16 protein-coding genes are annotated in these 16,759 nt (G+C 41.3%); 12 read left to right on the top strand and 4 right to left on the bottom strand.

Annotated elements, in window-relative coordinates; genetic code table 11:
• Positions 1-736: 736 nt before the first annotated feature.
• From EO92_RS02010 to EO92_RS01990, 5 genes are all read left to right on the top strand, one after another.
• Complete coding sequence (locus EO92_RS02010; protein ID WP_048135815.1) at positions 737-994, top strand: PRC-barrel domain-containing protein; 258 nt, start codon at positions 737-739, stop codon at positions 992-994.
• Between the two features lie 20 nt (positions 995-1,014).
• Positions 1,015-1,746 (top strand): tRNA(His) guanylyltransferase Thg1 family protein, encoded by a 732-nt coding sequence (locus tag EO92_RS02005; RefSeq protein ID WP_048168912.1) that lies wholly within the window; start codon positions 1,015-1,017, stop codon positions 1,744-1,746.
• Between the two features lie 39 nt (positions 1,747-1,785).
• Entirely contained in the window at positions 1,786-2,739 is a 954-nt protein-coding gene (locus tag EO92_RS02000; protein WP_048168911.1) for a tyrosine--tRNA ligase, read from the top strand.
• Positions 2,740-2,914: 175 nt separating this feature from the next.
• Complete coding sequence (locus tag EO92_RS01995) at positions 2,915-4,087, top strand: hypothetical protein (RefSeq protein ID WP_048168910.1); 1,173 nt, start codon at positions 2,915-2,917, stop codon at positions 4,085-4,087.
• A 680-nt stretch (positions 4,088-4,767) separates the two neighbouring features.
• Entirely contained in the window at positions 4,768-6,969 is a 2,202-nt protein-coding gene (locus EO92_RS01990; RefSeq protein ID WP_235283125.1) for a CARDB domain-containing protein, read from the top strand.
• A 73-nt stretch (positions 6,970-7,042) separates the two neighbouring features.
• On the opposite strand, the gene EO92_RS01985 is transcribed toward EO92_RS01990, so the two are convergent.
• Together EO92_RS01985 and EO92_RS01980 are read right to left on the bottom strand one after the other, a co-directional pair.
• The gene (locus EO92_RS01985) at positions 7,043-7,399 is read right to left on the bottom strand and encodes a DUF5518 domain-containing protein (RefSeq protein WP_048168908.1); all 357 of its coding nucleotides are present in this window, start codon (positions 7,397-7,399) and stop codon (positions 7,043-7,045) included.
• Between the two features lie 115 nt (positions 7,400-7,514).
• The gene (locus EO92_RS01980) at positions 7,515-7,826 is read right to left on the bottom strand and encodes a SemiSWEET family sugar transporter (protein WP_048168907.1); all 312 of its coding nucleotides are present in this window, start codon (positions 7,824-7,826) and stop codon (positions 7,515-7,517) included.
• A gap of 176 nt (positions 7,827-8,002) precedes the next feature.
• Between EO92_RS01980 and EO92_RS01975 the strand changes: the two genes are divergently transcribed.
• The 6 genes from EO92_RS01975 to EO92_RS01945 all read left to right on the top strand — a co-directional run bounded on the left by EO92_RS01975 (position 8,003) and on the right by EO92_RS01945 (position 13,142).
• Positions 8,003-8,422: an HIT family protein gene (locus EO92_RS01975; RefSeq protein ID WP_048135827.1), complete on the top strand. Its 420-nt coding sequence runs from the start codon at positions 8,003-8,005 to the stop codon at positions 8,420-8,422.
• Between the two features lie 195 nt (positions 8,423-8,617).
• Complete coding sequence (locus tag EO92_RS01970; RefSeq protein ID WP_048135830.1) at positions 8,618-8,845, top strand: sulfurtransferase TusA family protein; 228 nt, start codon at positions 8,618-8,620, stop codon at positions 8,843-8,845.
• Between the two features lie 19 nt (positions 8,846-8,864).
• Complete coding sequence (locus tag EO92_RS01965) at positions 8,865-9,284, top strand: DsrE/DsrF/DrsH-like family protein (RefSeq protein ID WP_048168906.1); 420 nt, start codon at positions 8,865-8,867, stop codon at positions 9,282-9,284.
• A gap of 151 nt (positions 9,285-9,435) precedes the next feature.
• The gene (locus tag EO92_RS01960) at positions 9,436-10,590 is read left to right on the top strand and encodes a cysteine desulfurase family protein (protein ID WP_048135833.1); all 1,155 of its coding nucleotides are present in this window, start codon (positions 9,436-9,438) and stop codon (positions 10,588-10,590) included.
• Positions 10,591-10,672: 82 nt separating this feature from the next.
• Entirely contained in the window at positions 10,673-11,335 is a 663-nt protein-coding gene (locus tag EO92_RS01955; RefSeq protein ID WP_048136057.1) for an iron-sulfur cluster assembly scaffold protein, read from the top strand.
• A 1,111-nt stretch (positions 11,336-12,446) separates the two neighbouring features.
• The gene (locus EO92_RS01945) at positions 12,447-13,142 is read left to right on the top strand and encodes a class I SAM-dependent methyltransferase (protein ID WP_048168905.1); all 696 of its coding nucleotides are present in this window, start codon (positions 12,447-12,449) and stop codon (positions 13,140-13,142) included.
• 161 nt (positions 13,143-13,303) lie between these two features.
• Here the strand turns inward: EO92_RS01945 and EO92_RS01940 are convergent, their stop codons facing one another.
• Positions 13,304-14,173, bottom strand: coding sequence for a winged helix-turn-helix domain-containing protein (locus tag EO92_RS01940; protein ID WP_048168904.1), 870 nt, complete (start codon positions 14,171-14,173; stop codon positions 13,304-13,306).
• A 1,007-nt stretch (positions 14,174-15,180) separates the two neighbouring features.
• Here EO92_RS01940 and EO92_RS01930 point away from each other — a divergent pair.
• Positions 15,181-15,513 carry a carboxymuconolactone decarboxylase family protein gene (locus EO92_RS01930; RefSeq protein WP_048143026.1) on the top strand — a complete coding sequence of 111 codons (333 nt, stop codon included), beginning with the start codon at positions 15,181-15,183 and terminating at the stop codon, positions 15,511-15,513.
• A gap of 168 nt (positions 15,514-15,681) precedes the next feature.
• Here the strand turns inward: EO92_RS01930 and EO92_RS01925 are convergent, their stop codons facing one another.
• Positions 15,682-16,626, bottom strand: a complete 945-nt coding sequence (locus tag EO92_RS01925; RefSeq protein ID WP_048168902.1) for a radical SAM protein — start codon at positions 16,624-16,626, stop codon at positions 15,682-15,684.
• Positions 16,627-16,759: the final 133 nt, after the last annotated feature.

The raw sequence follows: 16,759 nt of genomic DNA, 5'->3' as shown, positions 1-16,759 counted from the left end.
TTTAACAATTGACAGAATCAATAACGGTTAACAGTTTAGGTTGACGCTTATATCCCCTGAGCTAAAGACTCAGGGGTTTTACGCTTCGTAATATAAAAAAAACCAAAAAAACCTTAAGAGGCATAGACAGATCAGAGCTGAAAGGTAAGTATTAACAAAAGAAAGGTTTAACAAAAGAAAGGTTTCGGTTAACGGAAAAATCAGTACATTTTTTTCGGCAGGTTTTTTAGGCGGGTTATAAAAATCTCAGAAGCCTGCCCTATTTACCAGTTTATTTCTGTTTTTAAATGTCTCTAAAAAATACAAAAACAAAGTTAATCCTTCTTGGTCAATTCGGAGAAGAGAAGGTGAGTCAACTACCCGCTAAATCTAAAGATTTAACGGGTTTCCTGCTAAAGCACTATGAATTTAAAGTTTCCATTCCCCTGGCCAGGACAATTCAGAAAAGAATTCAATAGAGAAAAACACCACCTATGACTAACTTAAACGCGGAGTATTTATTATAGAAAATAGATTAAAAATCCTTTTTCTCAGAAAAAGGCAATAGATAATTCGTTAATCGTAAACATTAAGATTAAGTAGAACTGTAGAATCTGGAACTATATTTTAAATAGAGAAGAGAGCTCAGTAAAACTGTAAGATATATAAGTATGTTTTTCATATAAGGTAGAGGAAGATATTTAAATAAATTTAGGATGCATAGATAACTTAAATTAATTAATAGAGCTGGGATATAATGCGCGAAGAACTCACATCACTCTTTGGCCTAAGCATATACACAAACAACGGTGTTTATGTAGGGAAGTTGCAGGACCTTGTAATTGATGTCGAGGAACGGAAAGTTACAGGACTTGCTGTTTCGGACATTAACAGGGAACTTTTTGATCTTAGCAGCAGAGGTATTATTATTCCTTACCGGTGGGTTATAACAGCAGCAGACATTATAATAATCAGAGACGTTATCCAGAGATACAAAAAGAGGAAAGAAGACTGAATGGTCTTTCGAAAAGTCATATGAAAAACCGGGAAATCTATGCTGAAATGCGCTGTATCCCGCCAGTGGTCTTGCGCGCTGACGGCAGGAATTTCAAAAATACACTTTCAGGCCTGGGCTTTAAGAAACCCTATGATAAAACCTTCGCCAGAGCGATGGCGAACACTGCCGAACTCTTCATCAAAAAAAGCGGTTTAAGCCCTCTTTTTGCCTATACTTTTTCAGATGAAGCCAGTTTTCTTTTCACAGACCTACCTTTTGACGGCAGGGTGGAAAAAATCGATTCTGTTGTGGCGAGCTTTTTGGGAAGTGCCCTTACGATAGAACTGCAGCTTGAAGAACCCATAGCTTTTGATTCCAGATTGGTGGCTCTTCAAAAAGAAGAAATTCCTGAGTACTTTCACTGGAGGCAGCTGGAAGCCTGGCGCAACTTTGTGGCAGCCTGGGGATACTATGCCCTCAGGAACGAAGGTATGGAGAAGAATGAAGCCGCAAAGTGTCTGAAAGGAAAAAAAGAATGGGAAATTCATGAGATGCTTTTTGAGAGAGGCATCAATCTTGCGGCGCTTCCTGCCTGGCAGAGGAGAGGAATCATTATATCAAACGAAGAATATGAAATCCATGGTTTCAATCCGGTATCTGGCAAAGAGGAAAAATCCCTGCGAAGAAAAATAACTCAGAACTGGGAAATCCCGAAATTCAAATCCGGAGAAGGGATACCGTTTTTAGAGAAACTTATTAATAGAAACTGAAGTGTTTCAGAATAAAAAAAGAAAAGGAATGTAGATGTAATGGACAGACTTGAGCTTATAAGAAGAAATGTTCAGGAAATTGTAACCGAAGAAGAACTGGAAGGACTCCTTAACAATAAAGAAGCTCCCCGCGCTTATGTAGGATACGAACCGAGCGGAAAAATCCATATGGGGCATGTCCTTACCGTAAACAAGTTAATAGATTTGCAAAAAGCGGGGTTCAAGATTACTGTTCTGCTTGCAGATGTACACGCTTATCTGAATAGGAAAGGCACCCTGGAAGAGGTCAAGAAGATTGCAGACTACAACCGGCGCTGCTTTATCGCTCTCGGACTTGATGAAGTACAAACTGATTTCGTTTACGGGTCAGACTTCCAGCTGGGAGCCGAGTACATGTTAAATGTGCTCAAACTATCAAGAACAGTCACCCTCAACAGGGCAAAGAGGAGCATGGACGAAGTAGGGCGTGCAATGGACGACCCGACAGTTTCCCAGATGGTATATCCCCTGATGCAGGCTATTGACATTGCCATGCTCGGAGTGGATGTGGCGGTCGGAGGGATTGACCAGAGGAAAATCCACATGCTTGCCCGCGAAAATTTAAAGAACCTCGGATTTGAAACACCGATCTGTATTCACACTCCTATTCTCCTTGGGCTTGACGGAACCAAGATGGCTTCTTCAAAGGACAATTTTATTTCAGTAGATGATACGGAAGAAGAGATCTACAAGAAGTTTAAGAAAGCTTTCTGCAAGATAGGAGACGTAGAAGAAAACCCGATTCTTGCTCTTTTCCGCTATCATATCATCCCAAGATACGAGACAGTTGTTATTGAAAGACCTGAGAAATTCGGAGGAAACCTCACATATCACAGTTATGCTGAGATGGAAAGTGCTTTTATAGAAGAAAAAGTCCACCCAATGGACCTTAAAAATGCAGCTGCAAAATATATAAATGAGATTCTGGACCCTGTCCGAAAAGTTCTTCTATGAATTCCGGAAGGGTAAAACCCTTCCAGAAAATTTTAGAAAAAATCCAGGGTGAAGGCACATTCTTATGGGGAGTGGGACGTCACATAAAAATGCCTGAAGATCCTGGATAAAATGTTATATAGCTATAAGGCATAGAATATTTGGAGAGTTAGTTCAGATATCCAGGGTGCTTTTTATGAAATATGTTTACCAGGACTCTACGGAACTGCCTGTACAGAGGGATTTCATTGAAGATCTGAAATCATACATAGACATAACTGCCCGAGTAATCCCTCTGGAGAATTCCATAATAGAACTTAAGTGCAAAAATAAAGAAGCGCTCCATGAATTGAACAACAGAATTGCTGGAATGAATATCTTCGAGGAGAAACTCAGCTCATTGGTTAATAAATTAATAAAAGAGATCGGTACAGAGGATTTAGTACCCTGTGCTGACGCAATCCAGATCACCTGCAGTGAAAATTTCGGGCGAAAGCATGAAATTCTTGAAATCGAGTCCAGAAAAATTGAAAATGGAACCGCTCAGGAGTGTCAAAAAATTGAGAGCAAGGTCCTTGAGGTTCTCAATCCTTTTTTGATCTCAGGAATATATGGAGCCAAAAAGAGATTTGAGCTTTCCAGCAGTATAAGCGGAGTTTCAGGTGAAATAGAAGGTTCGGTTTCAGGCCTGCAATACTATTATAAACTCTGGTTTACAGAAGAGCCTCTGACAGTAGAGAGGCTTATTGATAGCTTGAGCCTGCCAGGATGGACAAGGACAGGAATCCTGCGAAAAGAAGAGAAAATAAAAATGCAGGACCTCTCCGAGTTTCTAGTGAGTTCCCTTGAATATGACAGCGAAAAAAATATCCGTCTTGTTCTTGAAAATAAAAAAGCAAACCGGAAGTTCAGGATAGAAGGCAGTGGGCTCAAGTACTTTGTATATGAAGATGATAGAGAGATTACTGCCGACAAAGAGCTTGGTGCTCTTATAGATATGAAGATTCTTGCTAAAATTCCGGAGAAGATCCAGAATTACCTCCGGACAAATATCCGAACCTATACCCTTTCAAAAGTCCTGCTTGACGAAGAAGATGCCATCTCTACAAACCAGATTTTCGACTGCCTGAAAGTGATTGCCGAACAGTATGGCGTGATCGTCCATGAGTGTCTGACAAAAGGGCTTAATAAAGAAGAAATTACCATCAAAATGGAAGAAGCCGACGGAACAAGAACTGAAAAGTATATCTCAAAGGCTGAAATGTACACCCGTCTTTCCGATGTAGGAAGCGAAGGCGTTGAGATTGCCGAAATACTCGGCGTGGACAGTAGGGCTCAGATTAAGGACAGTAAATACCTGATCGTCTAAGTCTTTTTAAACGTTATCTTTTTGGATTATTTTTTTATATCTTATATTTTACTTTTAATATATTATTTATTACATTTCTTTTTTACATTTTTTTACATTTTATTACATTTCTATTTTATACATCAATTCTTTAGACTTTTCCCCTCCTTTTATCGCCCGCAGATTTTAGATAGTACAACTCATGAGCTGGAACAGCTAGAGAAAGGAGAAATAAAAGGGCATCTACTACGGAATTTTGATACATTAATGAGCAGCTATAATAGATTCAAAAGGAAAAAATCTTCCGAGATTTAGTTAGTAGGATGAAATAAACAGATATAGATAAATTTATATTATGTTAGGTTTGAACCTGCAAGAACCCAAGAGAAAAGCCTCAAGAAGGCTGAGATTCGAACTGTCAAACTTTTTTAATGATTGGAGAATTGGAAGTGTCGAGCCTTAAATATGAAGCAGGAGAAGTAACGTATTGTACGAAGTAACCCTCGTTCAAGGTATAAATATATTGGATCAGGAGTTTACCGGAAAATTTATTCCGAGATAAAAATAAGAAACTCAATTTCGATGAATTATATAGCTACTTGTTAATAAGCTACTGATGTACCAGAAATTTATATTCATATGTGTGGGGACGGAGGCTAATAAAAATGAAAATAAGTTTTTTTCATTATTTGATTTATTTATTGATAATAACACTACTAATTCCCGGAATTATGCCTGTTACGGTTGCTGCAGCTGAGGACATACCTTCCGAAGATGACGGAAATATGACTATTTTACTGCCTGACCTGGTAATTGAGGATCTTTTCTGGAACCCGGTTAATCCAGAAACTGGAGAACAGGTGACCATCACAGCAACAGTAAAAAACCAGGGAAATGCAACTTCAGGAGCAACAAATCTGGTATTTTATAGCAACGGGAGCCAGATAGGAGAAAGCTCAGTCCCTGAAATAGAAGCTGTAAACAGTGAACAAATATCGTTTTCATGGATATCGGAAACTGAAAGTACAGTGGAGATAAGTGCAAAGGTAGATGAAAAAGATTCAGTGGAAGAAATCAATGAGGATAACAACGTCAGAACAGCGGGAGATATAACTTTCAAAAAGAATAGACTCCCGGACCTGATAATAGACACTTTTGACTACCCTGAAAATCCCAGACCGGGAAAGCATCAGAATATGCTGATAAGTGTGAAGAACCAGGGAACCGCAGCTTCAGAAAAGACGATGCTGACACTCTACATTAACGGAAGTGCTGTCAGCTGGGATGTGCCCAGGTTATCCAGGGAGGAAAGCAGCTATGCCTACTATACATGGATTCCGATAGAAGAAAAAGAATCTGTAGAGATAAGAGCAGTTGTTGATGAGGGCTACCTGATAGCTGAGAGCAACGAAGAGAACAATGAAAAAACAGCCACTGTAACAGTAGCAGAAGAATTTATTCCGGACCTGATAATTGAAGATATCGTGCCTGAATCGGCGGAGGGTGAAGTCGGAAAGACCCTGAACCTCACCCTGAAAGTAAAGAACCAGGGTACGTTCCCCTCTGAGGAAGTCCGGGCAAAATATTATATTAACGGAATCGCCCCCACACAGGATGATATTCAGATTCCAGCTCTTTCAAAAGGTGAAGGGGCAGATGTCATATTCTCTCTGGTCCCGGATAGAGAAGGACAAATGGAAGTAAGAGCAATTATTGACTCTGGTACAGACGTTTATGAAAGTAATGAAGATAACAATCAATTCACAAAAATTATAGACGTAAAAACCATACTTCCGGACCTTATAGTAGAGTCTCTTTCTTTAAACCCGGAAGCACCCAGGATAGGGGATGACATTACTTTCACAATATCAATAAAGAACAATGGGCTCAGAGACTCGGCAAGCAGCGAGCTAAAATATTATATCAACGGGAACAATGTAACTCAGACCGGTAAAGTATCGATACCAGAAATTGCCATCGGGGAAACCACAAAAGGTACTTTTCACTGGGTTCCTGAAGCAGAAGGAAACGTAAATGTGAGAATGGTAGCAGATGACGGAAATGTCATACGTGAGGACGACGAGACGAACAATGAACGAACTGAAACTGTAAGTATCTCCAAACAGACTACTCCCGGCAATGAAGGGAGCTCCGATTCCAGTTTAGGTTCCAGTTCAGGTTCCAGTTCCAGTAGGAAAAGCAGCAGTATGGGAAGTGGCGTTTCCAAAGAGCCAGCTAAGAATGTAGAGATCAAAGAGCTTGATACAAGGAACATTATGAGTGGCTACCATGTCAAATATGATTTCCCGAAAAACGTCACATGTATCACATATATCGAGTTTGACCCGCAGAAGACTTTTAAGAAAACGACAGCAACCGTAGAGGTGCTCAAGGGAAAATCCATTTTTGTTAAGAAGCAGCCTCCTGGCAGGATATACAGGCAATTAAACATCTGGTTGGGAAATAAAGGAGCAGGGCTTCCGGCTTCCCTTAAGAACAGCTATACAGGGTTTAAAGTTGAAAAGGAATGGATAAAAAACAACAGTGTTGATGAATCCAATATAACCCTTCTATGGTACGATAGTAAATGGCAACCGCTAAGCACCAAAAAGACAGGTGAAGACAAAAACTATGTTTATTTCAGGGCAAAAACGCCTGGTTATTCTTCCTTTGCAATAAGTGAATATACGGGAGAAGAGGGGACTGTAGAAGGAGATGAAGATGGAATACAGGAAACTCTGAGAAGCTGGAACGGCGATGGGAAGACAATCCTGAACAGCAGTGCAGAAAGAGAAGGCGACACAGGAAAAAAGCCGATGGGAATGGCTAAAATACTTCTTGCTATTTCCCTGCCTCTGTTTATGATCCTTGCAGAGTACTTTGTTCTGAAGAAAAAGATCTGAAAAGATTCCTTTTCTTCAACCTCTATTTTTACCATTCAAAAAATGCAGCTTTTTAATGCTTAAACAGTGAGTTTCAGCCCATTTTTCTTTCAGCCAGAAGAGCCCCGATTACAGAGCCAATAATGCCTGTTATCGCGGTATGAGCTATGATAACTATTGTAATTATGAAAGTAGAGGCTACTACAAACCCCCCAAGGACAGGGGCATCCCGCAGAACGGTCACAAGGACTCCCCCAAGAAGAAAGCCAGGGATTATCATGAAAACTGTCATCAGGAATCCGGACTTAAGCCCTCCTCCAAAGCCTCCGTCTGCATAATAACCCGCCAGTAAGCCTCCCAGAAAAGGAGCTACTGAGTTTACGACCGGAATAAAATAAAAAATGATAGTACAGACCATACCTATTAATGCGCCACTTATGGTTCTACCCATTGTTTAGACCCCCATGTTAAAGCAAGTCGAACCGGAAATTAATATAAATTTGATTTGATAATTATTAAGGATATAGTTGGCCCCCATATTAAATATATAGCTGAACCCTTGTACTTCACTTCCAGAGAAAGGCATTTTTATTTTTAGACCCTCTGATTTTTTTGCCGAAATTGTCAACTAAATTTATATATTCATAATTAAGCTTGAGTCCCCGAAGAGAGGCAGCCAGTATAACGGAAACGCTGTTTGCAGCAATTATTGCAGGAGCATCTACCTGGATTCCGTAGAACAGCCAGAGAACCATGCAAGAAGTCGAACAAAGCAGCATTAGAAGAGATATATCTGTTGTGGATTTCGTTGTCAGGGCTTTTATAAGCGAAGGGGCAAAAGCTATGGTTGTCAGAGCGCCTGCAATATAACCGATCATACTGATTTTATCTTCCGAATTCTGATTTGAGGCTAAAAAATGGATTTCAGGACAACTTCGAGAGATATAAAAGAGAGTTGGGATCCGAATTGTAATTAAAACTTATTCAAGAAACAGAACTCTGAGAACAGAACCCTGATATAAGTGTACCCTCCTAAACCTTTATGGGATACCGCATGACAGAAAACTGCCTTTTTTGCAAGATAATATCAGGGGAAATCCCTTCAAACAGGATATATGAGGATGATGCCGTTTACGCATTTCTTGACATTTACCCGGCAAGCGAGGGGCATACGCTCGTTGCTCCTAAAAAACATTTCAGTAATTTTACGGATATGAATGCAGAAGACATTGCCCTGCTTTTTGAAGCTGCAAGAAAAGTTACGGCTGCAGTTGAGAAAGCATTTTCAGCAGAAGGATCGAACGTCGGCATAAATAACGGGGAAGTAGCAGGACAGGAAGTTCCCCATGTACATGTACACGTTATTCCAAGAAAAAAAGGGGATGGAGGACGAGGAATAAAATCAATTGTATGGACTGAACCCGATACTACCAATCTGGAAGAAGTTGCGGAAAAGATAAGAAAAGCCCTGTGAGGAAAAAGAAAAACTTTAAGTAAAAAATGACACCGGCAAAAGGCAGGTGAATAACCAGAGAGAGAAGAGACAGCTCCGGGATAATATTTTCAATACGAAACGATAATATATTTTTTGGAATATAGTGAATTTAGGGGAAGAAGGCATAGTTATCTTTAGAAACCTTCCATTTCTCTTACTTTGGGGGTAAGAACAGTGGCAGAGCTGGAAGTAGATGTTAGAGGGCAGACCTGCCCGGTCCCGCTGGTAGAGTGCAGAAAAGCATTCAAAAGAGCCTCTCCAGGAGACCTTGTAATAGTAAAGGGTACGCATCCGGCATCAAAAAAAGAGATTCCCATGGCATGTGAGGCGATGGGACTCAAGGTGCTGGAGATCGAAGACAAAGAGGGAGGAAAAGAGTGGGAGATAAAGATCCGGAGGTAAGCCCGGAAAAGGAGTGGAAATGGGGGAAAAAGCAGTTATTGTCCTGCATAGCGGGGATATGGACAAGGTCTACAGTGCGCTCATAATAGGGAACGGAGCCCTGGCAATGGGAATGGAAGCCTCCATATACTTCACTTTCTGGGGGCTCATGCGGCTTAAAAAAGGGGAACTTGAAAAGGGGCCGCTTTCCAAAATGAATATGATGGGCATGGGCAGGCAGATGATCAAAAAGAGGATGGACAAAGCCAATGTAGCTTCCCTTGAAAGACTGATGAATGATTTCAAGGAACTTGGCGGAAAGATCATAGCCTGTGAAATGACCATGGAGATAATGGGCATAACAAAAGAAGAGCTTCGAACGGAATTGGTGGACGAATGGGGAGCTGTTGGCACATATATCCAGGAAGCAAGAAATGCAAACATAACTCTCTTTATCTGATCCTGAAAGGATTTCCGGATTTAGGATTATCGTATTAGCCCGGATCTTTTGGGTTTTGCTTCGATTCTTAGACCTCATCACGTCCGTTTAGGTTGCAAATCTCAATATAAATTGAGTTTAATCTGAGGAGGGGGAAGAGATATTTGAAAATATGATTTATCTTGACAATGCTGCATGCACCCGGCTGGATGAGAGGGTGCTTGAAGCAATGAAGCCTTACTTTTTTGATACTTATGCGGTAGCGACGTCCGAGTTTGGCTATTCTATGGGCATCGATGCAAAGGAGGGGCTGGAAAATTCCAGGGAAGGTATAGCTTCAAGGCTTGGTGCGGATTCCGAAGAAATTGTGTTCACTTCAGGGGATACGGAATCAAGCAACATGGCGCTTAAAGGAGCAACATGGGCCCTTAGGGAAAAGAAAGGCAAGCATATTATCGTCTCGAAGATAGAAGATTTTCCGGTATTAAATACGGCAAAAACCCTCCAGAAGCAGGGCTTTGAGGTAACTTTTCTGGATGTGGATGCCGAAGGGTTTGCAGACCTTGAAGGGCTCAAAAAAGCAATTACAAAAGAAACCGCCCTTGTCTCGATCCAGTACGCCAATCAAGAAATAGGGACTGCACAGGACCTTAAGGCTATTTCTGAGATATGTGAAGAAAAAGACGTGCTCCTGCATACCGATGCTACCCACAGCTTTACCCGGCTTCCCCTCAATGTGAAGGAATTGCCCGTAGACCTGGTGACGTTGTCCGCCCATACAATTCACGGACCCAGAGGAATAGGGGCACTCTATGTCAGGAAAGACACGCCCATAACTAAATTCATGGACGGCGGCTTTCAGGAATTTAACATGAGAGCAGGCGTGGAGAATATTCCCGGAGCCGTAGGTTTTGCAACAGCGGTGGAACTTGTAACTGAAGAAGAAAACCGGCAGCTAGAAGCTATGAGGAATCGGGTAATTGAAAGAGCCCTTTCCGAAATCTCGGAGGTCACCCTCAACGGAAACCGCAAAAAACGTCTGCCTCAGAATGCAAACCTGACTTTCCACTATGTGGAGGGCGAATCCGTAACTCTGCATATGGATATGAGAGGATTTGCAGTTAGCACGGGTTCAGCCTGTTTTTCCCGTTCCCTTGAAGCCAGCCACGTGATAAGAGGAATTGGTGGAGATCATGAGAGGGCTCACGGCTCGGTACGTTTTACTTTTGGGCGTTACAACCGTATGGAGGATGCGGATTCGGCAATTGATGCCATGAGTGAAATTGTGGCAAGGCTCAGGGAAATAAGTCCGCTTGCGAAAAAATGAGCTGAAAGAAGGAGAAAAGAGAACACGTAAAAAAGGCAGGAACAGGCAGGAAAAGAAAAGGAAAGAAAAGGGAGAGAGGAAGATGAAAGTAGAAAGGAAAGGTGAGACTATAAAGTTTCCTTATAGCGAAAAAGTGCTGGAGCATTTCAGGAACCCGCATAATGTAGGGAAAATAGAGAATCCTGATGGAAAGGGCCTGGAAGGAAGTCCGGCATGTGGAGATATGGTCGCCGTATATATAAAAGTGGAACCCGAAACAAAGGTTATTGAAGACGTAAAATTCGAATCTTACGGGTGTGCTTCAAATATTGCCACAGGATCTGTAATCACAGACCTTGCACGGGGAAAAACTCTGGATGAAGCAAAGAAAATAACATGGAAACAGGCTTCTGAAGAACTGGGAGGGCTTCCTCCGATTAAAGCCCACTGCTCCGTGCTTGCAGTTGAAGGCCTGCGTGCTGCAATCCGTGACTACGAGGAAAAGCATGGGCTTGTTACTGAGAAAGAGCCTACAACTGAAGATGTTATCCGGCGGAGGCTCAAGCACGTTATGAATCCACTAACCGGTCTTGACATTATCCGCACGAATCTAATCCTTAAAACGAGTGTCGAAGATGGAGTGGTAAGGGTGGTTGTTGACCTGCCTGCGGACCACCAGTTTGCTCCGGCAATAAAAGAGGATGTAATGGAAAAACTGGGAGCTTTGTGGGATGTGGAAAGAGTGGACGTAGTGTTTACAGCCTGAATAGGCTCTGCATTACACCTGTAGAAACACCAGTTGAAACACCAGTTGGGACGCCGGCCCAAATGGAAACCTTTGTTGGAGAAAGAAAAAATAAAGGGTACATGAGAGGAAGAAAGCAAAGCCACTTCCTGGAGGGTCTGGTTCCGAAAACACAGAAATTTAGTTCTTCCCGACTCAAAAAATGAATGGATATAAAGCCTTATTTTTTCTTTGCCCGGATAGGACTCACAAATCAGGACGTTAGAGATAAATCAGGATATTAGAGATAAAAACCAGATAGCTTGAGCTCATTATCTTCATAACTAAGACCTGTTACCCAAATCCGTACCCTTACGTAGTTTTCGAGTTTTAAATAAAGTGGATAGAAATTAATTCTCTATCCTGCAAAGCAAACAGACCTTCAATCAGCTGGCGCTTATCCCGGGAAGTGTGCAGCCCCGGGAGATGTCCATCAGGAGAGAAAAAAGAACAAACTCTTAAAACCGAGAGGTGAACCAGGGAGGAATAAGATAATTCAAGCTAAAGGAATAACTAGAGAACCGGAGATAATGTGGAATCTCAATATCAGCAAAGATGGAAAGTTTTACCAGGAAAATTACATGCTCTTATTTCCCAGGTATGTCAGTGCCATAGATGAAGAGTGAGAAAGTTTTCTCCTTTAAAAAAGAACTCAAAAACCAAACCAGTTTCAATATCCAATATAAAATGTCGCTCGAGGGAGAGATTTTCTCTCGGGTAAACCTCCATTTCATTTTATTCTGAAGTAGTGAGAAATAGGTTTACGTCCGTGAAAGCCTGAATGATTTACCTTTTTTATCAGGAATGGGTTTACATCCGCGAAAGCCTGAATGATTTACCTTTTTTATCAGGATAACTTAACCATCATTTAGTTCATTATAACTGAATCCTTTTTTCAGTTCAGAACAATTCACTCTTTTTTAGTTGAGAATACCTTAAGCCGTTCTGATTAGAATGATTATTAGAATGATTAACCCTTTCCGATTCGCTTTCTGTCCACTTGATAATAAAATAGACAGTTATATTAAAAGTCCGCGTATAAAATAGTAATAATGAAGATCAAAGGGAGCTCAACCAGAAGGAAGTGCATGAGATGACTCTGGAAGACACGGGTAGTGAAAAAATAGAATACGGCACGGAAAAAGAGATCCTTAACGAGCAGCAGCCTCACTGGGAGAAAGTGTTTTCAAACACCTGCTCGAGATTTGGGGACAAGCCAAGTTATCCTGCCAGAAAAGCGGCATATGTTTTTGAAAAAGAAGGAAAAAAGAAAATCCTGGAACTTGGAGGAGGTCAGGGAAGAGATACCTGCTTTTTTGCCAGCCGGGGTTTTTCAGTCCATTCGCTCGATTATACTGAAAGCGGGCCAAAAGCGATAAAAGAAAAAGCTGAAGAAGCGGGATTAGGGGAATATGTTACAGCCCTCAGGCATGATGTAAGAAATCCTCTTCCTTTTGAAGATGGGACTTTTGATGCGTGCTATTCTCATATGCTTTACTGCATGGCCCTGACCACAGAGGAACTGGAATTTCTCTGCAAGGAGATTAAAAGGGTACTCAAGCCAGGTGGAATAAATATCTATACAGCCAGGCACACCGGAGATGCCCATTACGGGACCGGAAAACACAGGGGAGAAGACATGTACGAAATTGCAGGCGGCTTTATAGTGCACTTTTTCAGCAGAGAAAAGGTTGAACACCTTGCAAAAGGTTACGGGAGCTTCGAGCTGGAAGAATTTGAAGAAGGCGAGCTCCCAAGAAAACTGTACCGGGTAACAATGCGAAAATAAGGGCAAAGAAAGACAGGCGGGGAAAAGGGGTAGAAGAACTCGATAAGACTGCCGAACACGGAAGGACTTTCTGCTATACCTTCTTTAAAGGCAGGAGAACAAAATCAAAAAACAGAGTTTCAAAGACGTCCCAGCCTTAAAAAAGAGCGAATCGAGAAAACTCAGAGAGAAAAAACCTGCCTGGAATTCTTTTTGTAATATGTAAAAAGTTCTTCTCCCCATTTTAGAGCACCGGGCTCAAAGCTTACAATGTATTGACGGTCAATTCGTTCATTTTTATCAAGCAGAGAAAGCGCAAAGACCTTATCGGTTACTACCAACATCATCGGTTTTTCTTCGCCCTCAGATACAAAAAAATGAGAATTTTCACAGTTCAAAAGAAGCTGTACCTTCTTCTTGTATTCCGGAAGAGCCATGTTAAGAACCGAACTGTCACTGAAAGGTGTGGCTGATTCAGAGAGGCACTCGTCCCGGATACTCTCGAAAACCGATTCCGTAAGGATAATTGTAACATCAATACCCATTTCAATTAATTCCAGACAGAGTAGATGATAAGCGGGATGAATGGCAGAAACAAATACCATAATGCGGGAAGAGGCCAGCATACATTTTACAATATCTTCCTGAACTTTGAATATATGAGATAGATCGGGTTTCAGGACCTTACACTGCCCCAATTCTCCGATTCTTGTGAGAAAATGAAAAGGAATTGAACTCAAATCATGTTCAGACCAGAAATCCCTGTTTTCCTCATATATCTTAAGGGTGTTTAGCAAAAACTGTGCATTTGTGGCTATAACTATCCCCATTTCAGAAAGAGAATATACCCCATCTGTCTGGATAACCAGACCCAAATCAACCAGTTTTTTGATCTGGGGAATCATTGACTTCCAGGGAAAATCAAATACATTTTTGATCTCGTCACTGCTTTTAGGACCCTCCTCTTTTAACAGCAGAAGAAGGTTCTTTCTTTTTTCAGAAAGGAAAATTGCGTCAAGCAACGAAGAACTGGTACCAGAAACTTGGCTCATGGGTTTGTCTCACTTAGAATATATTATAACAAAAAGTTATAAGTTCGCTGGAAAATCCTCAATAAATTCAGGATAAATCCCATACTATTCGAAACTCATAACAAAATGGATAGTTTCCAAGGGGAGTTGTCATGTCCAATGCCATTGGAATATTCTAATCGCAAAGTAAAAATCTTCATCGTTTTGGTTATATATGAATAGGAATTATATAAACTAGACAGATAGAAATATTATTCTATTGTCGTTTCGATTGGGTGAATTTTAAGATGTGGTAGATACGCTGTGGTTTTCTTCAAGAGCTGTCGAAAAGCAATATACTCCCTCCAAGGAAGATGCTGTTGATGAAAACGCCTTATCATCAATATAGTTCTAGAAGCTCTGAGGTAAAACCTACAGCTAATACACTTCCGATTTTAATACAATTCCGATTTTAATACAATTCCGATTTTAATACAATTCCGATTTTTAAGAGGGCTGGTAACTAGTCATCGGAATTGTCTCATGTAAAACATGAGGATTCAGAAATATAACAATAAAACAGACGAAATTCGGAACCTTTTTTCCAAATAAGATCATTTCCCGAATAAGTTAACAACTTCTGTTAACATTTCTCCGACAGGAGTTTTCTGTGGGCACTTATCTTCACATTACCCGCATTCCGTACAATTTGAAGCCTGGACTTCAAGACCACTGTACAGAACCTTTTCCCCTTCTGCATTATCAACCTGCTCACCAGTCCAGCGACGAGGGGTTCGGGATTCCAATTCTTGAAGCGATTTCAAAAAAGGTCCCTTTTATAGCAATGAACCACACGGAGTTTCGGACATTATTGAGCAAGGCGTAAATGGCTACCTTGCAGATAACCTCACTGAGTAGAAGAACGATTAAAGAGAGAATGATTTCAAAAAATTTTGAACTAATACTTAAATATAAAAAAATATCATAGTATATGTACCGTCTTAACAGTGTGAACCTGCAAGTTTGCAGGTAAAAAAGGAGCCGTATAAATGAAAATGCTGGAAGAATTTTTCCCTGAATTCACCCAGAAGCTGGACGAAATTGACCAGCTCTATGCCGAAAAACGGATGATCGATGAAAAGACCTACCAGTTCATCTGCTTTGCCCTCTCCATCAAAGGCAGGTCAAAGCCCTGCGTCCTGAAGCACTTCAAGGGTGCCCTCGAAGCAGGAGCTACGGTCAAGGAACTCTCATACATCTTTGCCCTGGTCATGAGGGAAGCCGCAGGAGCCGACGACTGCTGGACCCACGACGTGATAGGCGACTGGAAAGAGATCCTGAAAGGCAACATTTCCTGCAGCTGCGCAGGAGATGAAAAATAAATACTCAAACTCAAGATTTTTTTGGATATAACTTCCAACAGGGACATGATTTCAGGAATGCAGCTCTTATATCTCACCCCTAATCTTTTCAGGCTCAGAAATATGGAATGGGAAAAATCAAGAGCTTCATTTTCCTGTATTCGGATTCCCTAATTTAATAAATGAAGCTTAAAAATCATCTTTGGAAAAATCCGTGAGCTTGAGCTGTCTGGGGCGTAAAAGTTTTGCTCGCATTGGTTTCATGTAATCTCCTGAGAGCTGGTATTTTTCCATGAGAGGCCTGAGCACCCCGTAAAGCTCAGCCTGATAGGCCCCGTCAACCACTCCTTTTGCATACAAACGGCGGTAAGGAGCAGAAAGTTCAGGAAAATTGCAGGCAAGGAAATTGAAAAAATGCTTTCTGGTTTCACCCCTGAGGTAAAGGATACCCGTAAGAGCATAATCTACCTTACAGTCGGCTGCAAGAGAGAGAATTTGCTCAAGGTTCTGAGGGCTGTCCGTAAGAAAAGGAAGAACAGGCATCATATGAAGCCCGGTAACAGCGGCTGTATCTTTAAAAGCCCGAAGGACTGAGAAGCGCTTTTCCGGAGAAGAAGCCAGGGGTTCCAGCAGAGAGCTTAGCTTATCATCCATTGTAGTGACCGTGACTGCGACGTTTACATACGTCAGTTCAGAAAGTTCTTCAAGCAGGTCATAGTCTCTCAGGATAAGATCGGATTTTGTGGATATAATAACAGGGTTTTTGTATTCGATCATCAGCGCCAGGACTTTCCGCATCAAGCCGTACCTTGCCTCAGCGGGCTGGTAGCTGTCGCACACTCCACCTATGTTGATTACATCTCTTTTCCAGGACCGGGCTCCAAGCTGTTTTTCAAGGGCTTCTGCAATGTTGGTCTTTACGCAGATCCTCCGGAAAAAAGCACAGTTTTCCTTCCCTGTAGAAGAATAACTCTCCTCTTTTTCCAGATAGTTGTGAGAATACATTGCATAACAGTAATTGCAGCCGTGTTCGCACCCCCTGTAAATATTCAGGTCCCAGCCGAAAGGTAATTTGAGCCTGCTAGTTTCCTTTATATTATTCAAAGCTTTTTTAACCCGGATTTCCTCAAACATCTGGGAATAAGATTGGGTTGAAAGCTATAAGAAACTTGAGAACAGAGTATATTAGAAAAAAATCAGTAGAAAAAATAGGCAATTTCAATGAAAAAGGGGAAAAACATTGAAACAAAACTAAAACAAATAAGAA

It is taken from the genome of Methanosarcina sp. 2.H.A.1B.4 (assembly GCF_000979385.1).
GTDB lineage: Archaea > Halobacteriota > Methanosarcinia > Methanosarcinales > Methanosarcinaceae > Methanosarcina.
Note: the sequence above shows the minus strand (reverse complement) of the source record. Positions and strands in the feature narration are given on the sequence as shown.

Coding starts and splice junctions, on each gene's coding strand:
- EO92_RS01925 (WP_048168902.1), bottom strand. CDS start 16,626: ATGTTTGAGGAAATCCGGGTTAAAAAAGCTTTGAATAATATAAAGGAA.
- EO92_RS01930 (WP_048143026.1), top strand. CDS start 15,181: ATGAAAATGCTGGAAGAATTTTTCCCTGAATTCACCCAGAAGCTGGAC.
- EO92_RS01940 (WP_048168904.1), bottom strand. CDS start 14,173: ATGAGCCAAGTTTCTGGTACCAGTTCTTCGTTGCTTGACGCAATTTTC.
- EO92_RS02010 (WP_048135815.1), top strand. CDS start 737: ATGCGCGAAGAACTCACATCACTCTTTGGCCTAAGCATATACACAAAC.
- EO92_RS02000 (WP_048168911.1), top strand. CDS start 1,786: ATGGACAGACTTGAGCTTATAAGAAGAAATGTTCAGGAAATTGTAACC.
- EO92_RS01975 (WP_048135827.1), top strand. CDS start 8,003: ATGACAGAAAACTGCCTTTTTTGCAAGATAATATCAGGGGAAATCCCT.
- EO92_RS01995 (WP_048168910.1), top strand. CDS start 2,915: ATGAAATATGTTTACCAGGACTCTACGGAACTGCCTGTACAGAGGGAT.
- EO92_RS02005 (WP_048168912.1), top strand. CDS start 1,015: ATGAAAAACCGGGAAATCTATGCTGAAATGCGCTGTATCCCGCCAGTG.
- EO92_RS01955 (WP_048136057.1), top strand. CDS start 10,673: ATGAAAGTAGAAAGGAAAGGTGAGACTATAAAGTTTCCTTATAGCGAA.
- EO92_RS01965 (WP_048168906.1), top strand. CDS start 8,865: ATGGGGGAAAAAGCAGTTATTGTCCTGCATAGCGGGGATATGGACAAG.
- EO92_RS01985 (WP_048168908.1), bottom strand. CDS start 7,399: ATGGGTAGAACCATAAGTGGCGCATTAATAGGTATGGTCTGTACTATC.
- EO92_RS01980 (WP_048168907.1), bottom strand. CDS start 7,826: ATGATCGGTTATATTGCAGGCGCTCTGACAACCATAGCTTTTGCCCCT.
- EO92_RS01945 (WP_048168905.1), top strand. CDS start 12,447: ATGACTCTGGAAGACACGGGTAGTGAAAAAATAGAATACGGCACGGAA.
- EO92_RS01960 (WP_048135833.1), top strand. CDS start 9,436: ATGATTTATCTTGACAATGCTGCATGCACCCGGCTGGATGAGAGGGTG.